The following is a 19,701-nucleotide window of genomic DNA, read 5'->3' on the forward strand; positions in this document are numbered from 1 at the left end:
GGACAGGCTGTTGCCTGTCCCGGGACGCTTTTTATTGTCCTCAGAGGCGGAAATCCTCCTCCTTGAGCTTTTCCGTGTTCAGCTTTATGGGCCGGGGCGGGCATCGCTTCATGGGGTCATAGCGAAAGGCCGCGCAGTGTCCGCCAATGGGGACAATCCCCTTCTTCCGGCAGATGACCTCCTCCTCGCTGATAACCTCCCCCTTTTTGCAGTAGGCGCAGCAGGGGTCGATATCCCTTCGAAACAGCATAGTTTCCCTCTCCCTTCCCCGGGCTCCTTTGCCTGCCCGGCAAACACACACAGCTCCACTTCTCTTACATCGTGTACAGCGCCACTTTGTCCCCCTCGGCCGTGGCCTTGATCTGCGTGATGGGGTGGTCGTAGCTGTCGATAATCTCGGTGGCCAGCTGATCCTCCACCTCCTTCTGGATCGTGCGGCGGAGGTTCCGGGCGCCATAGGTCATGGAGAAGGACTTCTTCACCAGATACTCCACCAGGGCCTCGTCGTAGGTGAAGTTGAGGCCCTTCTCCTTCAGGCTGCTGCGCAGCTCGTCCAGCATGATGCGGGCGATGGCGCGGAAGTTCTCCTCCGAGAGCTTGTTGAAGCAGATGATCTCATCCACGCGGTTGATAAACTCCGGCCGCAGGAACTGCTGCAGAGCCTTCATGGCCCGGTCCTTATCCTGCTCGTTGGCCGTCTTGTTGAAGCCAAGGCTCCCCACCTTGGTATCGCTGCCGGCGTTGGAGGTCATCACAATGACCGTGTTCTCAAAATTCACCCGCCGGCCGTGGGCGTCGGTGATCTGTCCGTCGTCCAGGATCTGCAGCAGCACGTTCAGCACATCCGGGTGGGCCTTTTCGATCTCATCAAACAGGATCACGCTGTATGGCTTGCGGCGGATCTTCTCCGTCAGCTGCCCGGCCTCATCGTAGCCCACATAGCCCGGAGGGGAGCCGATGATGCGGGACACCGAGTGCTTCTCCATAAACTCCGACATGTCCAGACGGATCAGGCTCTCCGGGGAGTTGAACAGGTCGTCGGCCAGCTGCTTGACCAGCTCTGTCTTGCCAACGCCCGTGCTGCCCACAAAGATGAAGCTCACCGGCTTGTGCTTGGGGCTGATGCCCACGCGGTTGCGGCGGATGGCTGCGGCCACGGCGGCGATGGCCTCGTCCTGGCCCACGATCTTCTTTTTCAGCCGGTCCTCCAGCTCGCTCAGGCGCTTGAACTCCGCCTCCCGGATCTTGCTGGCAGGGATCTTGGTCCACAGCTCAATGACCCGGGCCAGGTTGTCCATGGTGAGCTCCGGCTCGCCCTTGGCTTTGATGGCATCCAGCTCCTTCTGCAGCTGCAGCTCCTTGACCTTGATCTCCGCCAGACGCTCGAAATTGGGCTCGCCCTCGGTCTGGTTCTCGATCATGTCCTTTTCCTTATAGTAGTCCGCCAGCTCCCGCTCGATCTCCATACGCCGGGAGATGCTGGGGTCCTTCAAATTCAGATCCGAGCAGGCCTCGTCAATGAGGTCGATGGCCTTGTCCGGGAGGAAGCGGTCGGTGATATACCGCTCGCTGAGCAGCACCGCCTGGCGGAGGATGCCGTCGGGGATCTTCACCCCGTGGTGCTCCTCGTAGTAGTGGGCGATCCCCTTGAGGATCTTCATCGTGTCCTCCATGTTGGGCTCCGCCACTGTCACCGGCTGGAACCGCCGCTCCAGGGCCGTATCCTTCTCGATGTGCTTGCGGTACTCGGAGAAGGTGGTGGCGCCGATGACCTGGATCTCTCCCCGGGAGAGGGCAGGCTTCAAAATGTTGGCGGCGTTCATGCTGCCCTCGGCGTCGCCGGCACCCACGATATTGTGGACCTCGTCGATGACCAGGATCACATTGCCGCACTTGCGGATCTCCTCGATGAGCCCCTTCATGCGGCTCTCAAACTGGCCGCGGAACTGGGTGCCCGCCACCAGAGCTGTCAGGTCAAGCAGATAGACCTCCTTGTCCCGGAGCTTGAAGGGCACCTCCTTGTTCACGATCCTCTGGGCCAGCCCCTCGGCAATGGCGGTCTTGCCCACGCCGGGCTCGCCGATGAGACAGGGGTTGTTCTTCTGCCGGCGGTTCAGGATCTGCACCACCCGCTCGATCTCCTGCTCCCGGCCCACCAGCGTGTCCAGCTTTCCCTGGCGGGCCCGCTCGGTGAGGTTGATGCAGTAGCTGTCCAGGAACTTGTGCTTGGGCGCCTTCTCCCCCTTGCGCTCCTTCTCCCGGCTGCGGCCGGATTCACCAGCATTACCGGGAGCCGGAGCGTTCTCATTGTTAAACAGGCGGTTGAGGAAGGGGAACGTGGCGGTCTTGCCGTCCTCATCGTCCTCCGTGTTGTCCGCGTCCTCCTGGTTCATGAGGCCCTCCATACTCTCCGCCCCGCCGAACGCCTGCATCATCTCCTGGGAGATGTTCTCCAGATCATCGTCGGTGATGCCCATTTTGCTCATCATTTCATTAACCTGGGGCAGCCCCAGCTCCTTGGCGCACTTCAGGCAGAGCCCTTCATTCACCATTTTGCCGTTCTCCATCTTCGCAATAAACACCACAGCCACATTTTTCTTACATCTGGAACACAAAGTCGGTTGCATAGTTACTTGACCTCCAAGGGTTACGTCCGCCCAGGCGCAGGGCCTCAGGCGGGCAAAATTTTCATCAGGAAAGCGGCGATATGCGAGCTCTGGACAGCGCTGCTGTCCAGCAGCAGCCCCGTTTTACTGTCCAGCCACAAGATCAGACACACAAACAGGATCCCCTTCACCGCGCCGATCAGGATACCGCCCAGCGTATTCATCTCGTGGAGCACCGGCAGGCGCAGGAGAAAATCCCCCAGATTGATGATCAGCCGCAGCAGAAGCACCAGCAGCAAAAACACCGCCAGGAACACGATCACATATGTCAGGTTATACAGCAGGGTCTCCACCATCAGGTCCACCATCCCCGCCGCGGCGTCGCCGGTCAGGTCGCCCACGTTCTCCAGCCCGGCCAGGGCCTCGCCGAAGGGCAGCTCGGACAGCGTGCCGGAGATATAGTCGGTGATCGCCTCGCTGACCTGGCTCTCCAGCACCGGCCGCAGCAAGTCCACCACCCGGTCCGTCAGCCCCCCGGCCGCGAGATTCGCGCCCACAAGGCCCACCAGGTAGACCACCAGCTCCGCCAGACTGCGGAAGAGGCCTTTCTTGGCGCCGATCCATACAGAGAGGGCAAAAATCAGCACTATGGCTACATCCAGTATAACAGAAGATTGGAGCATCCGCTACCACCTTTCTTTGGAACAGTCGTCAATCTATGGGTATGTCAAATTATGGCAAATATCGCCACGCCTCGTTGCCGCCGATTACCACTGCGGAACCATCCCCATCCATAAGGACATGGCTGGCATAGTCTGTATCCTCCAGGCTGCTGTACTCTGTCAAATCCCGGTGGTACAACACCAAGGCATTGCTCTGGAGCACCGCCAGATAGTCCCCCGCCGCATCAATATCCAAGATCTCATCACTAATGTCCATCGCCCCCAGCAGATTTCCTTGGCTGTCCAGCAGGACAATCGTGCCAATGCTGCCAGCCTGATATCTAGTCAAGAATAAGGCGGTAAAATCATCGCCAAAGGCGTAATCCTGGAGATACTGTCCGCCAAAGGAGTAGCCTCCCACTACACCGCCGGATCCCCCGACAAAGGCTACTTCACTGTCCGATACGGAAACATACACTTCCCCCGCCTGGCCCAGATCAAAGCCCACATGGTTTGTAAGAGAAGCGACCTGGGCAGGTTCTTCTTCTGTGAGGTCATACCAGGTCAGCTGGGTGCAAAATGCACCGTTTTCCTCCCCATAAGTAACGACCACTACGGAGCGGCAATCATCCGTCACACAGGCGTCGACCACAAACTGTGAGGAGAGATCCACCTCATAGACCAGCTCCTGTGTGTCATCGTAAACCGTAACAGCACCGCGGTAGCCGCTCTTCTCCGACGTTACCGCCAACCATCCGCTGTCGTTGAGCCGCGCGGAGATATAGCCATAGCCCTCCGGGAGGGAGAGCTCCAGCCGGGTCTCCTCCGGGGACACCACAAACAGGTTCTGCCCGCCCACATCGTAGGCCACCGCCAGGCCGCCGCCGGTATCCAGCGCCGGCTGGGAAAGGCCCAATTCCTCCACTGTCCGGTAGGCTGTGCCACTATCCTCAAGAAATTGAATATAGTTCTGACTGAGCACCACCAAGTATTCTCCGATCTGCCCATACCGATTATTCGCATCTGCAGCAAATGTATAGCGGTCCTCCTCCGCTACAGAGCCGTAATTCAGCCAGCGGCGGACACGATCCAGGGTTTTTCCGTCTCCCATCATGCTCACTGCCACAATGCCCAGCACAATCAGCGCTGTTACCAGCAGCGTGCCCAGCCGCCGCAGAAACAGGCCGCCCCGGCCCGGTGTCCGCTCCTCCTGCTGTGGAGGCTGCTGCGCATTATCCGGTTGTTCCTGTCTGTAATCAGCCATTGAGCCGCTCATCCTCATACCAGAGTTTTGTAAGATACAGCCCCCCCGGAGGCACGGTCGGCCCTGCCAGGGTCCGGTTCCCCGCATCCAGGATACGGGGGATATCCTCAGCGGTCAGCTTTCCCTCCGCCGCATACAGCACTGTGCCGGTAATGGCTCGTACCATATTATACAGAAACCCATTGGCGCAGACCTTCAATTCCAGAAGATCTCCGCTGCGGGTGACATAGCAGTAATAAATGGTCCGGACCGTGGTCCTGGTCTCCGTCCCCACGGAGCGCACCGCCCGGAAGTCGTGGGTCCCCTCAAAGGCCCGGGCGGCCCGGTCCATCACCGTCTCATCCAGGCGCTTGGGGTAGAAGTAGGCCCGGTTCACATAAAAGGGATTGCGGATGCGGGAGTTGAAGATCCGGTAGGTATACTCCTTTTTCAGGCAGGAGCCGATGGCGTTGAAGTCCTCCGAGACGTCGAAGGCCTCCCGGACCACAATGTCCTCCGGCAGCCGGGTATTCACCGCCAGGGGCAGCCGGTCGCAGGGAATGCGGGAGGTGGTGCGGAAGTTGGCCACATAGGTCTCGGCGTGGACCCCGGCATCGGTACGGCCTGCGCCGGTACACTTCACCGGATGGCCTACCACCGTGGCCAGGGCCTTTTCCAGAGTTTCAGCCACGGTAACGGCGTTCTTCTGGACCTGCCAGCCGTGGTAGGCCGTGCCCACATACATCAATCTTAACGCAATATTTCTCATAAGTCCTTCAGTAAACCTTAAATTTTGGTAAAAATTGTGGTCCCTTACCAACCGTAGTGAGCCAGCACACCGATACCCACGCACAGAGCCACCGACAGCAGCAGGGAGAGAATGTCCACACCCTTCATCTTCAGCTGGCGCAGGCGAGTGCGTCCGCTGCCGCCGTGGTAGCACCGGCACTCCATGGCTACCGCCAGCTCGTCGGCCCGGCGGAAAGCAGAAATAAACAGGGGCACCAGCAGGGGCACCAGGGCGCGGGCCTTGCGGATCAGGTTGCCGCTGTCGAAATCGGCGCCTCTGGCCTTCTGAGCGGACATGATCTTATCGGTCTCCTCAATGAGGGTGGGGATGAACCGCAGGGCAATGGACATCATCATGGCCAGCTCGTGAATGGGTATCCGGATCACCTTCAGGGGGCTGAGCAGTTTCTCCAGGCCGTCGGTGAGCATGATGGGCGAGGTGGTGTAGGTCAGCAGGAAGGTGCAGGTGATGAGCATCATAATCCGCAGGATCATAAACACCGCCGCCCGGATGCCCTCCGCATAGATGGTAAACACCCACCAGGACACCAGCGGTTCCCCCTCACCGGGAGTAAAGAACAGGTTCAGAATGGCGGTGATGAGGATGATGATGAAGATGGGCTTCATGCCCCGCAGGATGCTCTTGAGCCCCACCTTAGAAATGGCGATAAGGGCGGCCAGCAGCACCAGCAAAATGGCGTAGGTCACCACGTTGGCAGCCAGAAACAGGGCTACGATATAGGCAATGGTGCCGATGAGCTTGGTGCGGGGGTCCAGCCGGTGAATGATGGTCTTGCCCGGGAAGTACTGGCCCAGGGTAATGTCTTTCAGCGCCATTTACACCACCCCCTTCTCGTCAGAAGCAGCCTGCTCCATTCCATTTCCAGCCAGACCGGCTGAAAATTCCATATCCACAGGCTCCTTCTTCCTCTCCCCGCAAAGCCGCTGCCCGGCTTTGCGGGGGGCCCCGTTGAGTTTGGCCAGAATCGCGTCTCTGGCCTGCTGGATGGTGTACACCGAGGGGTCGATGTCCACCCCCATGGCACGCAGCCGGTGGAACACCCGGGTCATGGCGGGCACACCCAGTCCCATGCGCTCCAGCTCGTCCCCGTGGGCGAATACCTCCCGGGGAGCGCCGGAGAAGGGAATCTTGCCGTCGTTGACCACCACGATGCGGTCCACCGTCCGGGCCATCTCCTCCATAGAGTGGGAGACGATGATGATGGTGGCATTCTTGGCCACATGGTAGTCGTGGATGTTGCCCAGAATGGACTCCACACCCACCGGGTCCAGGCCGGCGGTGGGCTCGTCCAAAATGAGCACCGAGGGCTCCATGGCGATAACGCCGGCAATGGCAACCCGGCGCTTCTGGCCGCCGGAGAGCTCAAAGGGAGACTTCTCCAGAGTCTCCTCCTTCAGGCCCACGAACTGGGCGGCCTGCCGCACCCGGCGGTCGATCTCGTCGGGCTCCAGCCCCATGTTGCCGGGGCCGAAGGCGATATCCTTATAAACGGTTTCCTCAAAGAGCTGATACTCGGGGTACTGGAACACCAGGCCCACCTGGAAGCGGGTCTGGCGGGTACGCTCCTTGCTCTCCCAGATGTCCTTGCCCTCAAAGAGCACTCTGCCCGAGGTGGGCTTCAACAGGCCGTTGAGGTGCTGGATCAGGGTAGATTTGCCCGAGCCGGTGTGGCCGATGATGCCCAGGTACTCCCCGCGGTAGGCGGTAAAGTCCACGTCCACCAGGGCCCCGTGCTCAAAGGGGGTGCCGGCGGAATAGATATGACTCAGGCGCTCCGTCTGAATAATCGGTTCCAATTTGCTTCAGTCCTTTATCACAATGGTGCATTCCCCTTACGGGGTAACGCCCTGGTTCAGCAGCTGATACAATTCCTGGGCGCACTCCTCGTCGCTGAGGGCATCCAGGGAGACGTCCACCCCTGCCTTTCGCAGCTCCCACAGAAGCTCGGTGGTCTCGGGGACGGTGAGGCCCACTTCCTTCAGTGCCTCCACCTGCTTGAATACCTCACGGGGGGCACCGTCGGCGATGACCTTGCCCCTGGACATGACCACCAGCCGGTCGGCCTGAGCGGCCTCGTCCATGTGGTGGGTGATGAGTACCACCGTCACCCCGGAGGTACGGTTGAGCTCCTTAATGGTTTTCAGTACCTCGGAGCGGCCAATGGGGTCCAGCATGGCGGTGGGCTCGTCCAGCACGATGCATCGGGGCTGCATGGCGATGACGCCGGCGATGGCCACCCGCTGCTTCTGACCGCCGGAGAGCAGATGGGGGGCGTGCTCCCGGTACTCATACATCCCTACCGCCTTCAGGGCGTCGTCCACCCGGCGGCGGATCTCCTCCGGGGGTACTCCCAGATTCTCCGGAGCGAAGGCCACGTCCTCCTCCACCACGTTGGCAACGATCTGGTTGTCCGGGTTCTGGAACACCATGCCCACGGTACGCCGGATATCCATCAGTTTTTCCTCGTCGGCGGTATCCATACCGTCCACATACACCTTGCCGCCGGAGGGCAGCAAAATGGCATTCAAATGCTTGGCCAGGGTGGATTTCCCCGAGCCGTTGTGGCCCAGCACCGCCACGAAGGTGCCCGCCTGGATCTGGAGGTCCACCCCGTCCAGCACCACCGGGGAAGGGCCCTCCTCCTCGTCATAGCGGAAGTGCAGGTCCTTTGTTTCAAGAATGGCTTGTCCCATAGCGTCTCCTTCTTAGTCGCAGATCCATCGTCCGGTAGCACCGCAGGGCAGCGCCAGGCCGGTAGCGGTTACCGGCAGACCCAGCTCCTGGCTCTCAGTATGGCCGCCGTGCTTCCGGGCCACCAGTGTCTCCAGCAGGTAGGTGAGTACCGAGGGGGCAAGGCCGGTGGTGTAAGAGTTGATGAGGAAGAACAGGGGGTTGTCCGACAGCACCCCGGTCACCAGCTCCACAAAGGGGAACAGGTTCTCCTCCAGCTTCCAGATCTCGCCGGAGGGGCCCCGTCCATAGGAGGGCGGGTCCATAATGACGGCATCGTACTTCCGTCCCCGGCGGATCTCCCGCTCCACAAATTTGCCGCAGTCATCCACGATCCAGCGGATGGGGGCTTCGGTGAGGCCGGAAGAGGCAGCGTTCTCCCGGGCCCAGCTCACCATACCCTTGGCAGCGTCCACGTGGCACACACTGGCGCCCGCCGCGGCGCAGGCCACGGTGGCCCCGCCGGTGTAGGCAAACAGGTTGAGCACATTCACCGGCCGGCCGGCGGAGCGGATACGCTCCATGGCAAAGTCCCAGTTGGCAGCCTGCTCAGGGAACAGGCCGGTGTGCTTGAAGTTCATGGGCTTAATATTAAAGGTAAGCTCCTTATAGCCCAGCGTCCACCGCTCGGGCAGGGCCTTTTTCACCCAGCGCCCGCCGCCGGTGGAGGACCGCTGGTACCGGGCGTCGTACCGGTTCCAGCCGGGATGCCGCCCTTCGGGGCGCCAAATAGCCTGGGGATCAGGGCGCACCAGAGTAAACTTGCCCCAGCGCTCCAGACGTTCTCCCCCGCCGCAGTCCAGCAGCTCATAATCTTTCCATCCGTCAGAGACCCACATAGTCATCCTCCCGGTCATTATTGTCATAATCATCCTATTATATCATTCTACCCCTGTCGAGTCAACGAAAAGAGCGGATTGTGTTATGGAGAAAACTGTGTTAAAATAGGCATGAATTTGTGGAAATGAGGTGTCCCCTATGAGCGCCACAGAGCTTCAGTTTCGTACCGCCACCTTCGGCGGTTTCCAGAAGCAGGATGTGCTGAGTTATATTGAATCCTCCAACCAGACCCACTTGGAAAAGCTGGCCCAGCTTCAGCGGGAGCGGGATGAGCTGGCGGCCGAAAAGGAGGAGCTGGCGGCGCAGGCCGGGCAGGCCAAAGAGCAGGCTGAGATGCTGGCCAAAGAAAAGGAGGCCCTGACTGCCCAGCTGGATGAGGCACGCAAAGAAGCGGACGCGCTGCGGGCCCAGCTGACTCAGGTCCGTGGAGAGGCCGAGCAGACCGCCGCCCAGCTGACTGACGCCAATGCCCGCCTGGCTCAGGCCGAGCGCGACGCCGCCGCCTACCAGCAGGTAAAGGACCGCACCGCCGGCATCGAGCTTGAGGCCCACTGCCGGGCTCAGGAGGTGCAACAGGAGGCGGAGGAAAAGGTCCGTCGGGCCCACACCGAGGTCACTCAGTGGCTCCATAAGGTGCAGGCAGGCTATGACCTGCTGCGCTCGGATATGGACGGGGCCATCTCCCGCACCGGTCAGGAGCTGGACAAGCTGCACCAGATGCTGGAGCAGCTGTCCTCCAACTTTAGCAGTCAGGACGAGCACCTGCGCAAGCTGGCTCAGGACTGCGCGGATCAATTTGCGCCCCCCGCGCCCCTGCCCCTGGACGAGAAATAAAAACCCCGCCGCGCGGGCATGGGGGCTGTTGCAGTCTGCTGCAACAGCCCCTTCTGTTGTCCGGCGGCGTCAGTCTGTTTTTTGTGGAAGGAGTGCATCCCTTTGGCAAAATCCTCCGGACCCCGCACCAAAGTTACAGTCAAAACATCGGCCCGTATGTCCAAAAAAGGTCCGCTCAGCCCTGAGGCTCTGCGGAAACTGGACGCCTGGTGGCGGGCCTCCAATTACCTGGCCGCCGGCCAGCTCTATCTGCGGGACAACCCCCTGCTTCGTACTCCTCTGAAGCCGGAGCACCTGAAGCACACCCCGGTGGGACACTGGGGCACGGTACCAGGCCAGAACTTTATCTATACTCACCTCAACCGGGTCATCACCAAGTACGATCTGAACATGATCTACGTCTGCGGCCCCGGCCACGGTGGTTCCGCCGTGCTGGCCCAGACCTATCTGGAGGGCACCTACAGCGAGATCTACCCCAACGTAAGCCAGGATGAGGAGGGAATGCGCAAGCTTTTCCAGCAGTTCTCCTTCCCCGGCGGTGTGGGCAGCCACTGCGCCCCCGACACCCCCGGCTCCATCAACGAGGGCGGCGAGCTGGGTTACTCTCTGGCCCACGCCTTTGGCGCCGTCATGGACAACCCGGACCTGATCGCCGCCTGCGTGGTGGGCGACGGCGAGGCCGAGACCGCCCCTCTGGCTGCCGCCTGGCACGGCAACAAGTTCCTGGACCCGGTGGGAGACGGGGCGGTGCTCCCCATTCTGCACCTCAACGGCTACAAGAACGCCACCCCCTCCCTCTTCGCCCGTATCTCCGCCGAGGAAGTGGAGGACTTCTTCAAGGGCTGCGGCTGGACCCCCCGTTTCGTGGAGGGGGACGACCCGGCCCAAATGCACCAGAAGATGGCGGCCGCCCTGGACTGGGCAGTGCGTGAGATCCAGCGCATCCAGGAGAGCGCCCGTTCCTTCGGGGAAACCGAGCGTCCCCGTTGGCCCATGGTGGTGTTTCGTTCTCCCAAGGGCTGGACCTGTCCCAAAGAGGCGGATGGGGTAGCCCTGGAGGGCACCAGCCGGGTCCACCAGCTGCCTCTGGCGGTGGACGATGCCCACCCGGAGCGCTTGCCGATTCTGGAGGAGTGGCTGCGCTCCTATCATCCGGAGGAACTCTTCGATGAAGCAGGGGCACCCATCCCTGCTCTGCGGGCTATGGCTCCCCAGGGAGAACGGCGAATGGGCTCCAACCCTCACGCTAACGGCGGTCTGCTGCTGCGTGACCTGCGCACCCCCGATTTCTCCAAATACGCGGTGGAGGTCCCCGCCCCCGGCGAGGCGGAGGCCGAGGACATGGCCGAGCTGGGCAAGTACGTCAAGGACGTGCTCAAGCTGAACCAGAAGGCCAAAAACTTCCGTATCTTCTCCCCGGACGAAACCATGAGCAACAAGCTGTGGGCTGCCCTGGAGGCCAGCGACCGCCGGTGGAATGCCGACCGGCTGCCCTCCGATGAGGGACTGTCCCCCAGCGGGCGCATCCTGGACGGGATGCTGTCCGAGCATATGTGCCAGGGCTGGCTGGAGGGCTATCTGCTCACCGGCCGTCACGGTTTCCTCAACAGCTATGAGGCCTTTATCCGCATCGTGGACTCCATGGTGAGCCAGTATGCCAAGTGGCTCAAGGTGGCCGGTCCCCTGCCCTGGCGGCAGGACATTGCCTCCCTCAACTATGTGCTGTCCTCCAACGTGTGGCAGCAGGATCAGAACGGCTTCACCCACCAGGACCCCGGTTTCCTGGACCATGTGGCCAACAAGAAGGCGGACGTGGTGCGGCTCTACCTGCCCCCCGATGCCAACTGCCTGCTGTCCTGCTTTGACCACTGTATCAAGAGCCGCAACTATATCAATGTGCTGGTGACCTCCAAGCACCCCCGGCCCCAGTGGCTCACCATGGATGAGGCCATCAAGCACTGCACCCACGGCATTGGCATCTGGCAGTGGGCCTCCAACGACCAGGGTGCCGAGCCTGACGCGGTGCTGGCCTGCTGCGGCGAGACCCCCACACTGGAGACCCTGGCTGCCGTCACCATCCTGCGGCGCTATCTGCCCGAGCTGAAGGTGCGGGTGGTCAACGTGGTGGATCTGATGAAGCTGCAGCCCCACACCGAGCACCCCCACGGTCTTACCGATGAGGACTACGATGTGCTCTTCACCACCGATAAGCCCATTATCTTCGCCTTCCACGGTTATGCTTCCCTGGTCCATGAGCTGACCTACCGGCGGCACAACAAGAACCTTCACGTCCGGGGCTATAAGGAAGAGGGCGGCCTCACCACCCCCTTTGATATGCGGGTGCAGAACAACATCGACCGCTTCGACCTGGTTATCGACACCGTCAAGCGGCTGCCCCAGCTGGGTAACCGTGGCGCCTTCCTCATCCAGCTGATGAAGGACAAGCTGGTGGAACACCGGCAGTACATTACCGCCCACGGCCAGGATATGCCCGAGATTCGGGACTGGAGATGGAACGGCGGCGCAGGGATCTGATCCACCTTGCCAAAGGGCCCGTTCTGTGCTAATCTTATAGAAATAGTATGGATGGGAAGGAATCTGTCATGAATATCTATGAATCCTCCGAAAACTACCTGGAAGCCATCCTCAGTCTCCGCCAGCGGCACGGTACGGTCCGCTCCATCGATATCGCCAATGAACTTCACTTCTCCAAGCCCAGCGTCAGCGTGGCTATGAAGAAGCTGCGGGAGAGCGGCTATATCGAGATGGACAAGGACGGACTCATCTCCCTCCTCCCCGCCGGAGAGGAGATCGCCAAGCGCATCTACGAGCGGCACCAGCTGCTTACCCAGTTTTTTACCTTCCTGGGTGTCAGCCCTGAGGTAGCCGCCGCCGACGCCTGCAAGATCGAGCACGACCTCAGCGAGGAGACCTTCCAGAAGATCAAGGAGCACGCTCTGGGCAACGGCGGGCTCTCCCAGCCCTAAGTGCCACCTATACCCTGTCATTCTGAAAAAATGGCCGCCAATGGCGGCCATTTTTCGTGGGAATCCTTCATCTGCCACAGGAGAAACAAGTATGACCTTTGCCCAATTCAAAAAAGCCTACGGCCTGTGCCTGGATAAGCAGCAGGAGGCCGCCGTTCAGGCTGTGGACGGCCCAGTGCTGCTGCTGGCGGTGCCCGGCAGCGGCAAAACCACCGTACTGGTGAGCCGCATCGGCTATCTGGTGCTGGGCCTGGGTGTGGACCCTCGGTCCATCCTCACCATGACTTACACCGTCTCCGCCGCCCGGGATATGCGCCAGCGCTTTGCCTCCTTCTTTGGCCCCGAGCTGGCGGAACGGCTGTCCTTCCGCACCATCAACGGGGTATGTTCCTCCATCATCCGCCGGTGCGAACAGCTGGTGGACCAGAAGGCCTTCGATCTGCTGGAGGACACCGGGCGGCAGGCCGCCCTCATCGGGGAGATCTGCCGTAATCTCACCCAGGAATACGCCCCGGAGGCCACCATCAAGGCCATTCAAACTGCCATCACCTATGTAAAAAACCATCTTCCCGGCCAGATCGATCTGAACGACGTGGAGGTGGAGGGGGTGGAATTTCCCGCTGTCTATAAGGCCTACAACCAAGCTCTGCGGCAGCGGCGGCTCATGGACTACGACGATCAGCTGGGCTACGCCTACCAGATCCTGCGGCGCTATCCCACCATTCTCCAGGAGTGGCAGCGCCGCTACCCCTACCTGTGTGTGGATGAGGCACAGGATACCTCCCAAATCCAGCACGCCATCATCCGCCTGCTGGCGGGGAATCAGGTCCAGCTCTTCATGGTGGGGGATGAGGACCAGAGCATCTATGGCTTCCGGGCCGCCTGTCCCCAGGCTCTCCACGCCTTTGAGAACACCTATCCAGGTGCTCAGGTGCTGCTGCTGGAGCAGAATTACCGCTCCACCCGCCAGATCGTGGCGGCGGCGGACAAATTCATCCGGCTCAACACCCAGCGCCGCCCCAAGACCATGCACGCCGCCGGAGGGGACGGCCCGGCCATCCGGCAGGTAGAGGTGTACGACCGGCAGCGGCAGTATCAGTATCTGGCCAAGGTGGCGGAGAACTGCGATCAGGAGACGGCGGTGCTCTACCGGGACAACGACAGCGCCCTCCCCCTCATGGACCTGCTGGAGCGCTCCGGTACCCCCTATCGCTGCCGCCAGGTGGACAGCGGCTTTTTCACCCACCGGGTGGTGCGGGATGTGACCAACATCATCCGACTGGCCCAGGACCCCTGGAACGGAGAGCTGTTCCTGGACCTATACTACAAGCTGGGGGCGGGCATCAGCCGTGCCGCCGCCCAGGAGGCAGTCAGCCAGTGTTCTCCCACCGGGGAGACCCTGCTGGAATATCTGGCGGGCTGCTCCACCCTCTCTCCCTGGAGCCGCAAGCAGTGTAAAGCCCTTCAGACGCACATGAATAACCTGCTGGAGGAGCGGGCAGACAAGGCGGTATACCGCATCGTCCACTTCATGGGTTACGGGGCCTACCTGGAAGACCGGGGGGCAGACAACAGCAAGCTGCCCATTCTGGAGGCTCTGGGGGCCAACGAGCCCACCCCCGCCGGACTGCTTCAGCGGCTGGAGGAATTGGAGGAGGTGGTACGCCGGGACTCAGCCCACCCGGACTGTCCCTTCATTCTGTCCACCATCCACTCCAGCAAGGGTCTGGAGTACGACCGGGTGATCCTGATGGACGTGGCCGACGGTCTGCTGCCCAAGCTGCCTCCCACCCCCAAGGAGGACGAAACCGAGGAGGAGATCAACCAGCGGGAGGAGGAGCGGCGGCTCTTTTACGTCGGCATGACCCGGGCCCGCCAGGAGTTGTGGGTCATGACCTTCCGCCGTCCCGAGCTGGCCTCCACTTTTTCTTCCTTTCTCTTTCCGCAGAAAGAACCCCCAAAAAGAAAGGCTCCTGTCCGTAAAAGTCCCGATCCGGCAGTCCTGTCCGCCCAGCTTACTGCCGCCGCTAAGGACTATATCCCCGGCACCCGGGTACGCCACGCCCGCTATGGTCCCGGCCTGCTCACCACCCGGGAGGGGGACCGGATCACCGTCCGCTTTGACGACGGCACGGTAAAGCCCTTCTCTCTCCCAACCGCCCTGGGCATGGGCCAGTTCACCCTGGAGGGCCACCGGCTGCCGTCGGGAGACTATGGTCAGATTGATGATTGACCGTCCAAAATTCAGGGCGCTATTTTTGTGGAAAACCACCTTTGAATGTCCCCATCCCATAAGTTATAATAAAAATACAACGTGTAGCTATCATCGGCGTAAATCCGGTTGATATCTGCACGTTGTTTCTTTTATACACTGAATGGGAGGAACTTATATGAAACGGATCAAAGCGGCGTGTGTTTGCCAGACCCTGCACTTTCAGCTGAAAGAAGGCGTAGAACACAACTTTGCGGTAGAGTCGGTCCGTCAGGAAGTAGCCTACTACAAAAAGCAGTTGGAGCGGAACGGCACCCAATATAAGATTTTGGAGGAGAATACGCTGCCCGACGGCTCCATCCTGCTGAAGATTATAAAGCAGTACAATCAAAGCCCGGTGGGCGATTATCTGAATTAAGAAAAGCGTGTGGCCAACGGCGTAAATCCAGCACTGGCCACACACTTTCTTTTGTTGGGAGGTCATTTGAAATGGAACAGGAACAGCGCTCCAATTCCTTCCTGGTCACCGACTCCATCGGGTCTTTGATGGCCCGGTACGCCGTGCCCTGCGTCATATCCTTGCTGGTAGCGGCCCTGTACAACATCGTGGACCAGATCTTCATCGCCAACGCGTCCTATCTGGGCTCCTACGGTAACGCCGCCAACACGGTGGTGTTTCCCCTGACCGTGGTAGCTCTGGCCATTGCCGTGCTCATCGGCGACGGCTGCTGTGCTCTGGTTAGCATCTGCCTGGGGGCCGGCGAGCACAAGCGGGCGGGCAGCAGCGTCGGCAACGCCGTGGTACTCAGCCTGGCCGCCGGTCTGATCCTCACCGCCCTCTACCTCCTCTTCCAGGACCCTATTCTCACCATGTTCGGCGGGCGGGTCAACGAGGAGACCTTCCTCCACTCCAAGGAGTATTTCTTCTACATTACCCTGGGCGTACCGTTCTATCTGTTCGGTCAGGCCATGAACCCCATCATCCGCTCCGACGGTAGCCCCCGGTTTGCCATGGCCTCCACCCTGGCGGGAGCGGTGGTCAACCTGATTCTGGACCCGGTGTTTATCTTCGGCTTTCGGTGGGGCATGATGGGAGCCGCCGTGGCTACTGTACTGGGCCAGATCCTCACTGCCGCCCTGGCTGTGTGGTACCTGTGCCATATGAAGGCGGTATCCCTGAACCGAAGCTGCTTCGCCCTCCAGTGGAACGTCATCGCAAAGTTTCTCTCCCTGGGGGTATGCAGCCTGCTGTCCCAGATCTCTCTGGTGGCAGCCATGGCTGCTATTAACAACATGATCCGGCAATACGGTGCCCTGGACCCCATCTTCGGCCAGACCCAGTACGCCCAGATCCCCATGGCAGTGGTTGGTATCGTCATGAAGTTCTTCCAGATCGTCATCTCCATCGCCGTGGGGCTTGCCGCCGGGTGCATCCCCATTGTGGGCTACAACATCGGCGCCGGGCGGAAGGACCGGGCCAGGAACCTCTTTACCCACCTGCTGCTGGCCGAGGCGGCAGTAGGCGCGGTAGCCCTGCTCATTGTGGAGCTCCTCCCTACCCAGCTCATCGCCATCTTCGGTGCCGCCAATGAGAGCAGCTATTACACCGAATTTGCCGTTAAGTCCTTCCGCATCTACCTGTGCATGATGATCCTGGCCTGCGTCAACAAGGGCACCTTCATCTACCTCCAGTCCCTGGGCAAGGCCCTGGCCTCCACTGCCCTCTCCATGATCCGTGAGGTGGTATTCGGCGTGGGCTTCGCCCTGCTGCTTCCCCGCTTTTTCGGCCTGGACGGCGTGCTCTACTCCATGCCGGTATCTGACCTGCTGACTTTTCTCATTGCAGTCGTACTCATCCGGTCCACCTACCGGACCCTCAGGGCCTGAAAAAACGCCTGTGACAAGCGTCACAGGCGTTTTTGATCCTTACCTGGCTCGCAGCTCCCAGAAAGCTACGGCACTAGCCGCCGCCACGTTGAGGGAGTCCACCCCGTGGGACATGGGGATGCACACGGTGTAGTCGCAGGCGGCGATGGTGTGATCCGACAGGCCGTCCCCCTCGGTACCCAGCACGATGGCCAGCTTGTCCTCCTGCCGCAGGCGTGGGTCCTCAATGCTGATGGCGGTATCGCTGAGGGCCATGGCCACTGTCTTAAAGCCCAGAGCATTGAGGCGGCTCAGCCCCGGCTGGGGCCACTGGGAGGGGTCGTCCCCGATGCGGGTCCAGGGGATCTGGAATACGGTGCCCATACTCACACGGGCCGCCCGGCGGTACAGGGGGTCGCAACAGGTAGGGGTAACCAGCACCGCGTCCATGTGGAGGGCGGCAGCGGAACGGAAGATGGCCCCCACGTTGGTGGAATCCACAATACCCTCCAGCACCGCCACACGCCGGGCACCGGCGCACAGCTCCTCTACCGTGGGCAGCACCGGCCGCCGCATGGCGCACAGCACGCCCCGGGTCACCTCATAGCCGGTGAGACCCTCCAACACTTCCCGGTCGGCGGTGTAGAGGGGCAGGTCACCGCACCGGGCCACCACCTCTTTGGCGGGCCCGTCGATCTTCTTGCGCTCCATCAGCAGGGACAGGGGCTCATACCCGGCGTCCAGGGCCCGCAGGATCACCTTGGGGCTCTCGGCAATAAAGATGCCCTTCTCCGGCTCCAGCCGGTTGCGCAGCTGGGCCTCGGTAAGCCGGGCGTAGCAGTCCAGCTGAGGATCGGAATAGTCGGTGATCTCAATAATGTTGGCCATGGTGTCTCTTCTCCTGCCTTCTCTTCACCCTTCATTCAGAAGGTTGTTCTCTCTTGGTACAGAGTTATTTTTTATTATACCGCACCCGCTCGCCTGTGGCAACGCACATTCTTCCGGCACGGTCTTTCTGCAAATCTTCTTCTAGCTATTTACAAAATTCGTCAAAGTGTTTAAAATAAGGATACTCCCATTGGGAGGACTAAGAGAGAGAACAGGAGGTCATATCATGTTCTGTAAGTATTGCGGTCGTCAGATCGCAGACGGCAGTCTGTTTTGCCCTGGCTGTGGAAACCAGTTGAATTCTGCGCAGGAAACACCGCCCCAGGCTGGGGCTTCCTCCTACCAGCAGACTCCCCCCAGCCAGCCCGGCAGTTATCCCAACTACACTCCCACTACGCCCCCGCCTGTCGGCGGCTACCGTCCCAACGGCGGCTACCAGAGTCCCAACAGCGTCTCCACTTTCAATGGTTATCCCATGAAATGGTATAAATTTTTAATTTATTTTGCGCTGTTTGCATCCTGTGTGGGTGGTGTGATTTCCGGTATCCTTTTAATAGCCGGAAAAGCTTATGGAGAAGAGTCGGAGTTAATTTATCTCTTCTTCGGTGAATTGCGGATCGTTGATTTGCTTAGCGGAATTGTTATGATCGCGCTGGGTGTAATGGCCATTTTTGTCCGTCAAAAATTGGTTCAGTTTCGGAAAGATGCCCCTTCCTACTTGCTTATATTTTTAAGTATTAACACCGCATATTCAGCTGCCCGTCTGATTTTGACAGCCGCGTTGGCTGGCGACCTCTTCTTTTCCTCTTCGCTTGCAGGTTCGTATGTATTGGGACTTGCACTCTCCGTATTGATAATTGCACTTAATAACACCTACTTCAAAAAGCGCGCTTCCCTGTTTGTCAACTGATTTGTACCAAAAAAGCCGGATGGCATGGCCATCCGGCTTTTTTCTTTAATAGAGTACCCGGCGGACCACCGCCAGCAGGGGTTCGCAATCCTCCTCCCCCCGCAGCAGGGCGGTAATCAGCATGGAAAATACCAGTTCCACAAACCCCTCCGTGGTCAGGCGGCTGTCAAATACCGACTGGTTGACCTGCTTATCTTCCCAGAGTACCCGGCACAGGGACTCCCGCAGCTGGCCTTGAGCCCGTTCCATCATCCGGCGACCCTCCACCTTGCCCTCTCCAGTGGTAAAGCCCATGGCATGGAGGATCAAAAATCCCTGATAACGGCGATTTCCCTCCTGTATGCTGTCATGCAGCCACTGGACCACCTTGCAGAACCGCTCCTCTTCCGGCAGATCCTCCGGTACATGGAAAAGTTCCTGCCATACGCTCTCCACCGTGGCCGCCACCAGCTCTGTCTTGGAGGGAAAATAGTTGTACAGCGATCCCACGGACACACCACAGCGTACCGCTACCGAGCGCATATGGATGGCGGACCACCCCTTCTCCTGAAGCATCAGGCGGCTGGCCTCCAGGATCTCGTCCCGGGAAATCACCGCATTCCGCATCAGACTCACCTCTCTCTTTGATCACCGGTCCGGCGGCATTACTCCAGCCGTGTCCCACAGGTGGCGCAGAACAGGCTGTCCCCATCTACCGGGCTGCCGCACTTGGGACATACCCGTCCGCTTTCGGCGGCAGGCGGCTCCATCTTGGCACCGCAGCCGCCGCAGAAGGCAGAATCCGGTCCCACCTCTGCCCCGCACTCCGGGCAGATGCGGATGCCCTTGATCTGACGGATCTGGGCCTGATACTGGGCAATCTGGGCATAGGCGGCCCGGATTCCTTCAATTTGAGCGGCATATTCATAGTCCGGGTCGTTCTGGTGCCGGTCATAGCAGGCCTGCCCCAGCTCCCGCAGCAGGGCTGCTGCCTGCCGCTCCTGCTCGGCAATGGCTCCGTTGAGCCGGGTCACCTCCGTAAAGTTCTTGGTGTGCTTGGCCACTCCCTGCCCTGCATCGGACAGCCGCTTGCCGATCCCATCCAAAAACTGAGACATACTCATGCTCCTTTC

19 protein-coding genes are annotated in these 19,701 nt (G+C 60.3%); 7 read left to right on the forward strand and 12 right to left on the reverse strand.

Annotated elements, in window-relative coordinates; all coding sequences use genetic code 11:
* Positions 1-40 precede the first annotated feature (40 nt).
* The 9 genes from IHN22_RS02620 to IHN22_RS02660 form a co-directional block, all read right to left on the reverse strand.
* Positions 41-250: a hypothetical protein gene (locus tag IHN22_RS02620; protein WP_191433320.1), complete on the reverse strand. Its 210-nt coding sequence runs from the start codon at positions 248-250 to the stop codon at positions 41-43.
* Positions 251-314: 64 nt separating this feature from the next.
* The gene (locus IHN22_RS02625; RefSeq protein WP_191433321.1) at positions 315-2,627 is read right to left on the reverse strand and encodes an ATP-dependent Clp protease ATP-binding subunit; all 2,313 of its coding nucleotides are present in this window, start codon (positions 2,625-2,627) and stop codon (positions 315-317) included.
* A 44-nt stretch (positions 2,628-2,671) separates the two neighbouring features.
* On the reverse strand, positions 2,672-3,289 hold the full coding sequence (locus tag IHN22_RS02630; protein WP_300985325.1) for a CvpA family protein: 618 nt from the start codon (positions 3,287-3,289) through the stop codon (positions 2,672-2,674).
* Positions 3,290-3,338: 49 nt separating this feature from the next.
* Positions 3,339-4,532 carry a DUF5711 family protein gene (locus IHN22_RS02635; protein WP_191433323.1) on the reverse strand — a complete coding sequence of 398 codons (1,194 nt, stop codon included), beginning with the start codon at positions 4,530-4,532 and terminating at the stop codon, positions 3,339-3,341.
* Positions 4,525-5,280, reverse strand: coding sequence for a tRNA pseudouridine(38-40) synthase TruA (truA, locus tag IHN22_RS02640; RefSeq protein WP_191433324.1), 756 nt, complete (start codon positions 5,278-5,280; stop codon positions 4,525-4,527). Before truA ends, IHN22_RS02635 begins: the two co-directional genes overlap by 8 nt.
* 44 nt (positions 5,281-5,324) lie before the next feature.
* A complete protein-coding gene (locus IHN22_RS02645; protein ID WP_087388923.1) occupies positions 5,325-6,137 on the reverse strand; it encodes an energy-coupling factor transporter transmembrane component T family protein in 813 nt (270 codons plus the stop codon).
* Positions 6,138-7,118: an energy-coupling factor transporter ATPase gene (locus IHN22_RS02650; RefSeq protein WP_242958776.1), complete on the reverse strand. Its 981-nt coding sequence runs from the start codon at positions 7,116-7,118 to the stop codon at positions 6,138-6,140.
* Positions 7,119-7,154: 36 nt separating this feature from the next.
* Positions 7,155-8,015 (reverse strand): energy-coupling factor transporter ATPase, encoded by an 861-nt coding sequence (locus tag IHN22_RS02655; protein ID WP_191433325.1) that lies wholly within the window; start codon positions 8,013-8,015, stop codon positions 7,155-7,157.
* Between the two features lie 12 nt (positions 8,016-8,027).
* Positions 8,028-8,891, reverse strand: coding sequence for a class I SAM-dependent methyltransferase (locus tag IHN22_RS02660; protein ID WP_191433326.1), 864 nt, complete (start codon positions 8,889-8,891; stop codon positions 8,028-8,030).
* 139 nt (positions 8,892-9,030) lie between these two features.
* Here IHN22_RS02660 and IHN22_RS02665 point away from each other — a divergent pair, with 139 nt between their 5' ends.
* The 6 genes from IHN22_RS02665 to IHN22_RS02690 all read left to right on the forward strand — a co-directional run bounded on the left by IHN22_RS02665 (position 9,031) and on the right by IHN22_RS02690 (position 16,812).
* Positions 9,031-9,726 (forward strand): hypothetical protein, encoded by a 696-nt coding sequence (locus tag IHN22_RS02665; protein ID WP_191433327.1) that lies wholly within the window; start codon positions 9,031-9,033, stop codon positions 9,724-9,726.
* A 156-nt stretch (positions 9,727-9,882) separates the two neighbouring features.
* Positions 9,883-12,261, forward strand: a complete 2,379-nt coding sequence (locus IHN22_RS02670) for a phosphoketolase family protein (RefSeq protein WP_191433346.1) — start codon at positions 9,883-9,885, stop codon at positions 12,259-12,261.
* A 68-nt stretch (positions 12,262-12,329) separates the two neighbouring features.
* Positions 12,330-12,713: a metal-dependent transcriptional regulator gene (locus tag IHN22_RS02675; protein ID WP_087328046.1), complete on the forward strand. Its 384-nt coding sequence runs from the start codon at positions 12,330-12,332 to the stop codon at positions 12,711-12,713.
* A gap of 91 nt (positions 12,714-12,804) precedes the next feature.
* The gene (locus IHN22_RS02680; RefSeq protein WP_191433328.1) at positions 12,805-14,946 is read left to right on the forward strand and encodes an ATP-dependent helicase; all 2,142 of its coding nucleotides are present in this window, start codon (positions 12,805-12,807) and stop codon (positions 14,944-14,946) included.
* A 157-nt stretch (positions 14,947-15,103) separates the two neighbouring features.
* Positions 15,104-15,343 carry a hypothetical protein gene (locus tag IHN22_RS02685; protein WP_191433329.1) on the forward strand — a complete coding sequence of 80 codons (240 nt, stop codon included), beginning with the start codon at positions 15,104-15,106 and terminating at the stop codon, positions 15,341-15,343.
* A gap of 71 nt (positions 15,344-15,414) precedes the next feature.
* Positions 15,415-16,812, forward strand: a complete 1,398-nt coding sequence (locus tag IHN22_RS02690) for an MATE family efflux transporter (protein WP_191433330.1) — start codon at positions 15,415-15,417, stop codon at positions 16,810-16,812.
* Between the two features lie 39 nt (positions 16,813-16,851).
* On the opposite strand, the gene IHN22_RS02695 is transcribed toward IHN22_RS02690, so the two are convergent.
* Positions 16,852-17,679, reverse strand: coding sequence for a TrmH family RNA methyltransferase (locus tag IHN22_RS02695; RefSeq protein WP_087328057.1), 828 nt, complete (start codon positions 17,677-17,679; stop codon positions 16,852-16,854).
* 226 nt (positions 17,680-17,905) lie between these two features.
* Between IHN22_RS02695 and IHN22_RS02700 the strand changes: the two genes are divergently transcribed.
* On the forward strand, positions 17,906-18,589 hold the full coding sequence (locus IHN22_RS02700) for a zinc ribbon domain-containing protein (protein WP_191433331.1): 684 nt from the start codon (positions 17,906-17,908) through the stop codon (positions 18,587-18,589).
* A 45-nt stretch (positions 18,590-18,634) separates the two neighbouring features.
* Here IHN22_RS02700 and IHN22_RS02705 read toward each other — a convergent pair whose 3' ends face one another.
* Together IHN22_RS02705 and IHN22_RS02710 are read right to left on the reverse strand one after the other, a co-directional pair.
* Positions 18,635-19,195 (reverse strand): TetR/AcrR family transcriptional regulator, encoded by a 561-nt coding sequence (locus tag IHN22_RS02705; RefSeq protein WP_087399788.1) that lies wholly within the window; start codon positions 19,193-19,195, stop codon positions 18,635-18,637.
* Between the two features lie 38 nt (positions 19,196-19,233).
* Positions 19,234-19,686, reverse strand: coding sequence for a zinc ribbon domain-containing protein (locus IHN22_RS02710; RefSeq protein WP_158094642.1), 453 nt, complete (start codon positions 19,684-19,686; stop codon positions 19,234-19,236).
* Positions 19,687-19,701: the final 15 nt, after the last annotated feature.

Source organism: Flavonifractor sp. An112 (genome assembly GCF_904377885.1).
GTDB classification, from domain to species: Bacteria; Bacillota; Clostridia; order Oscillospirales; family Oscillospiraceae; genus Flavonifractor; species Flavonifractor avicola.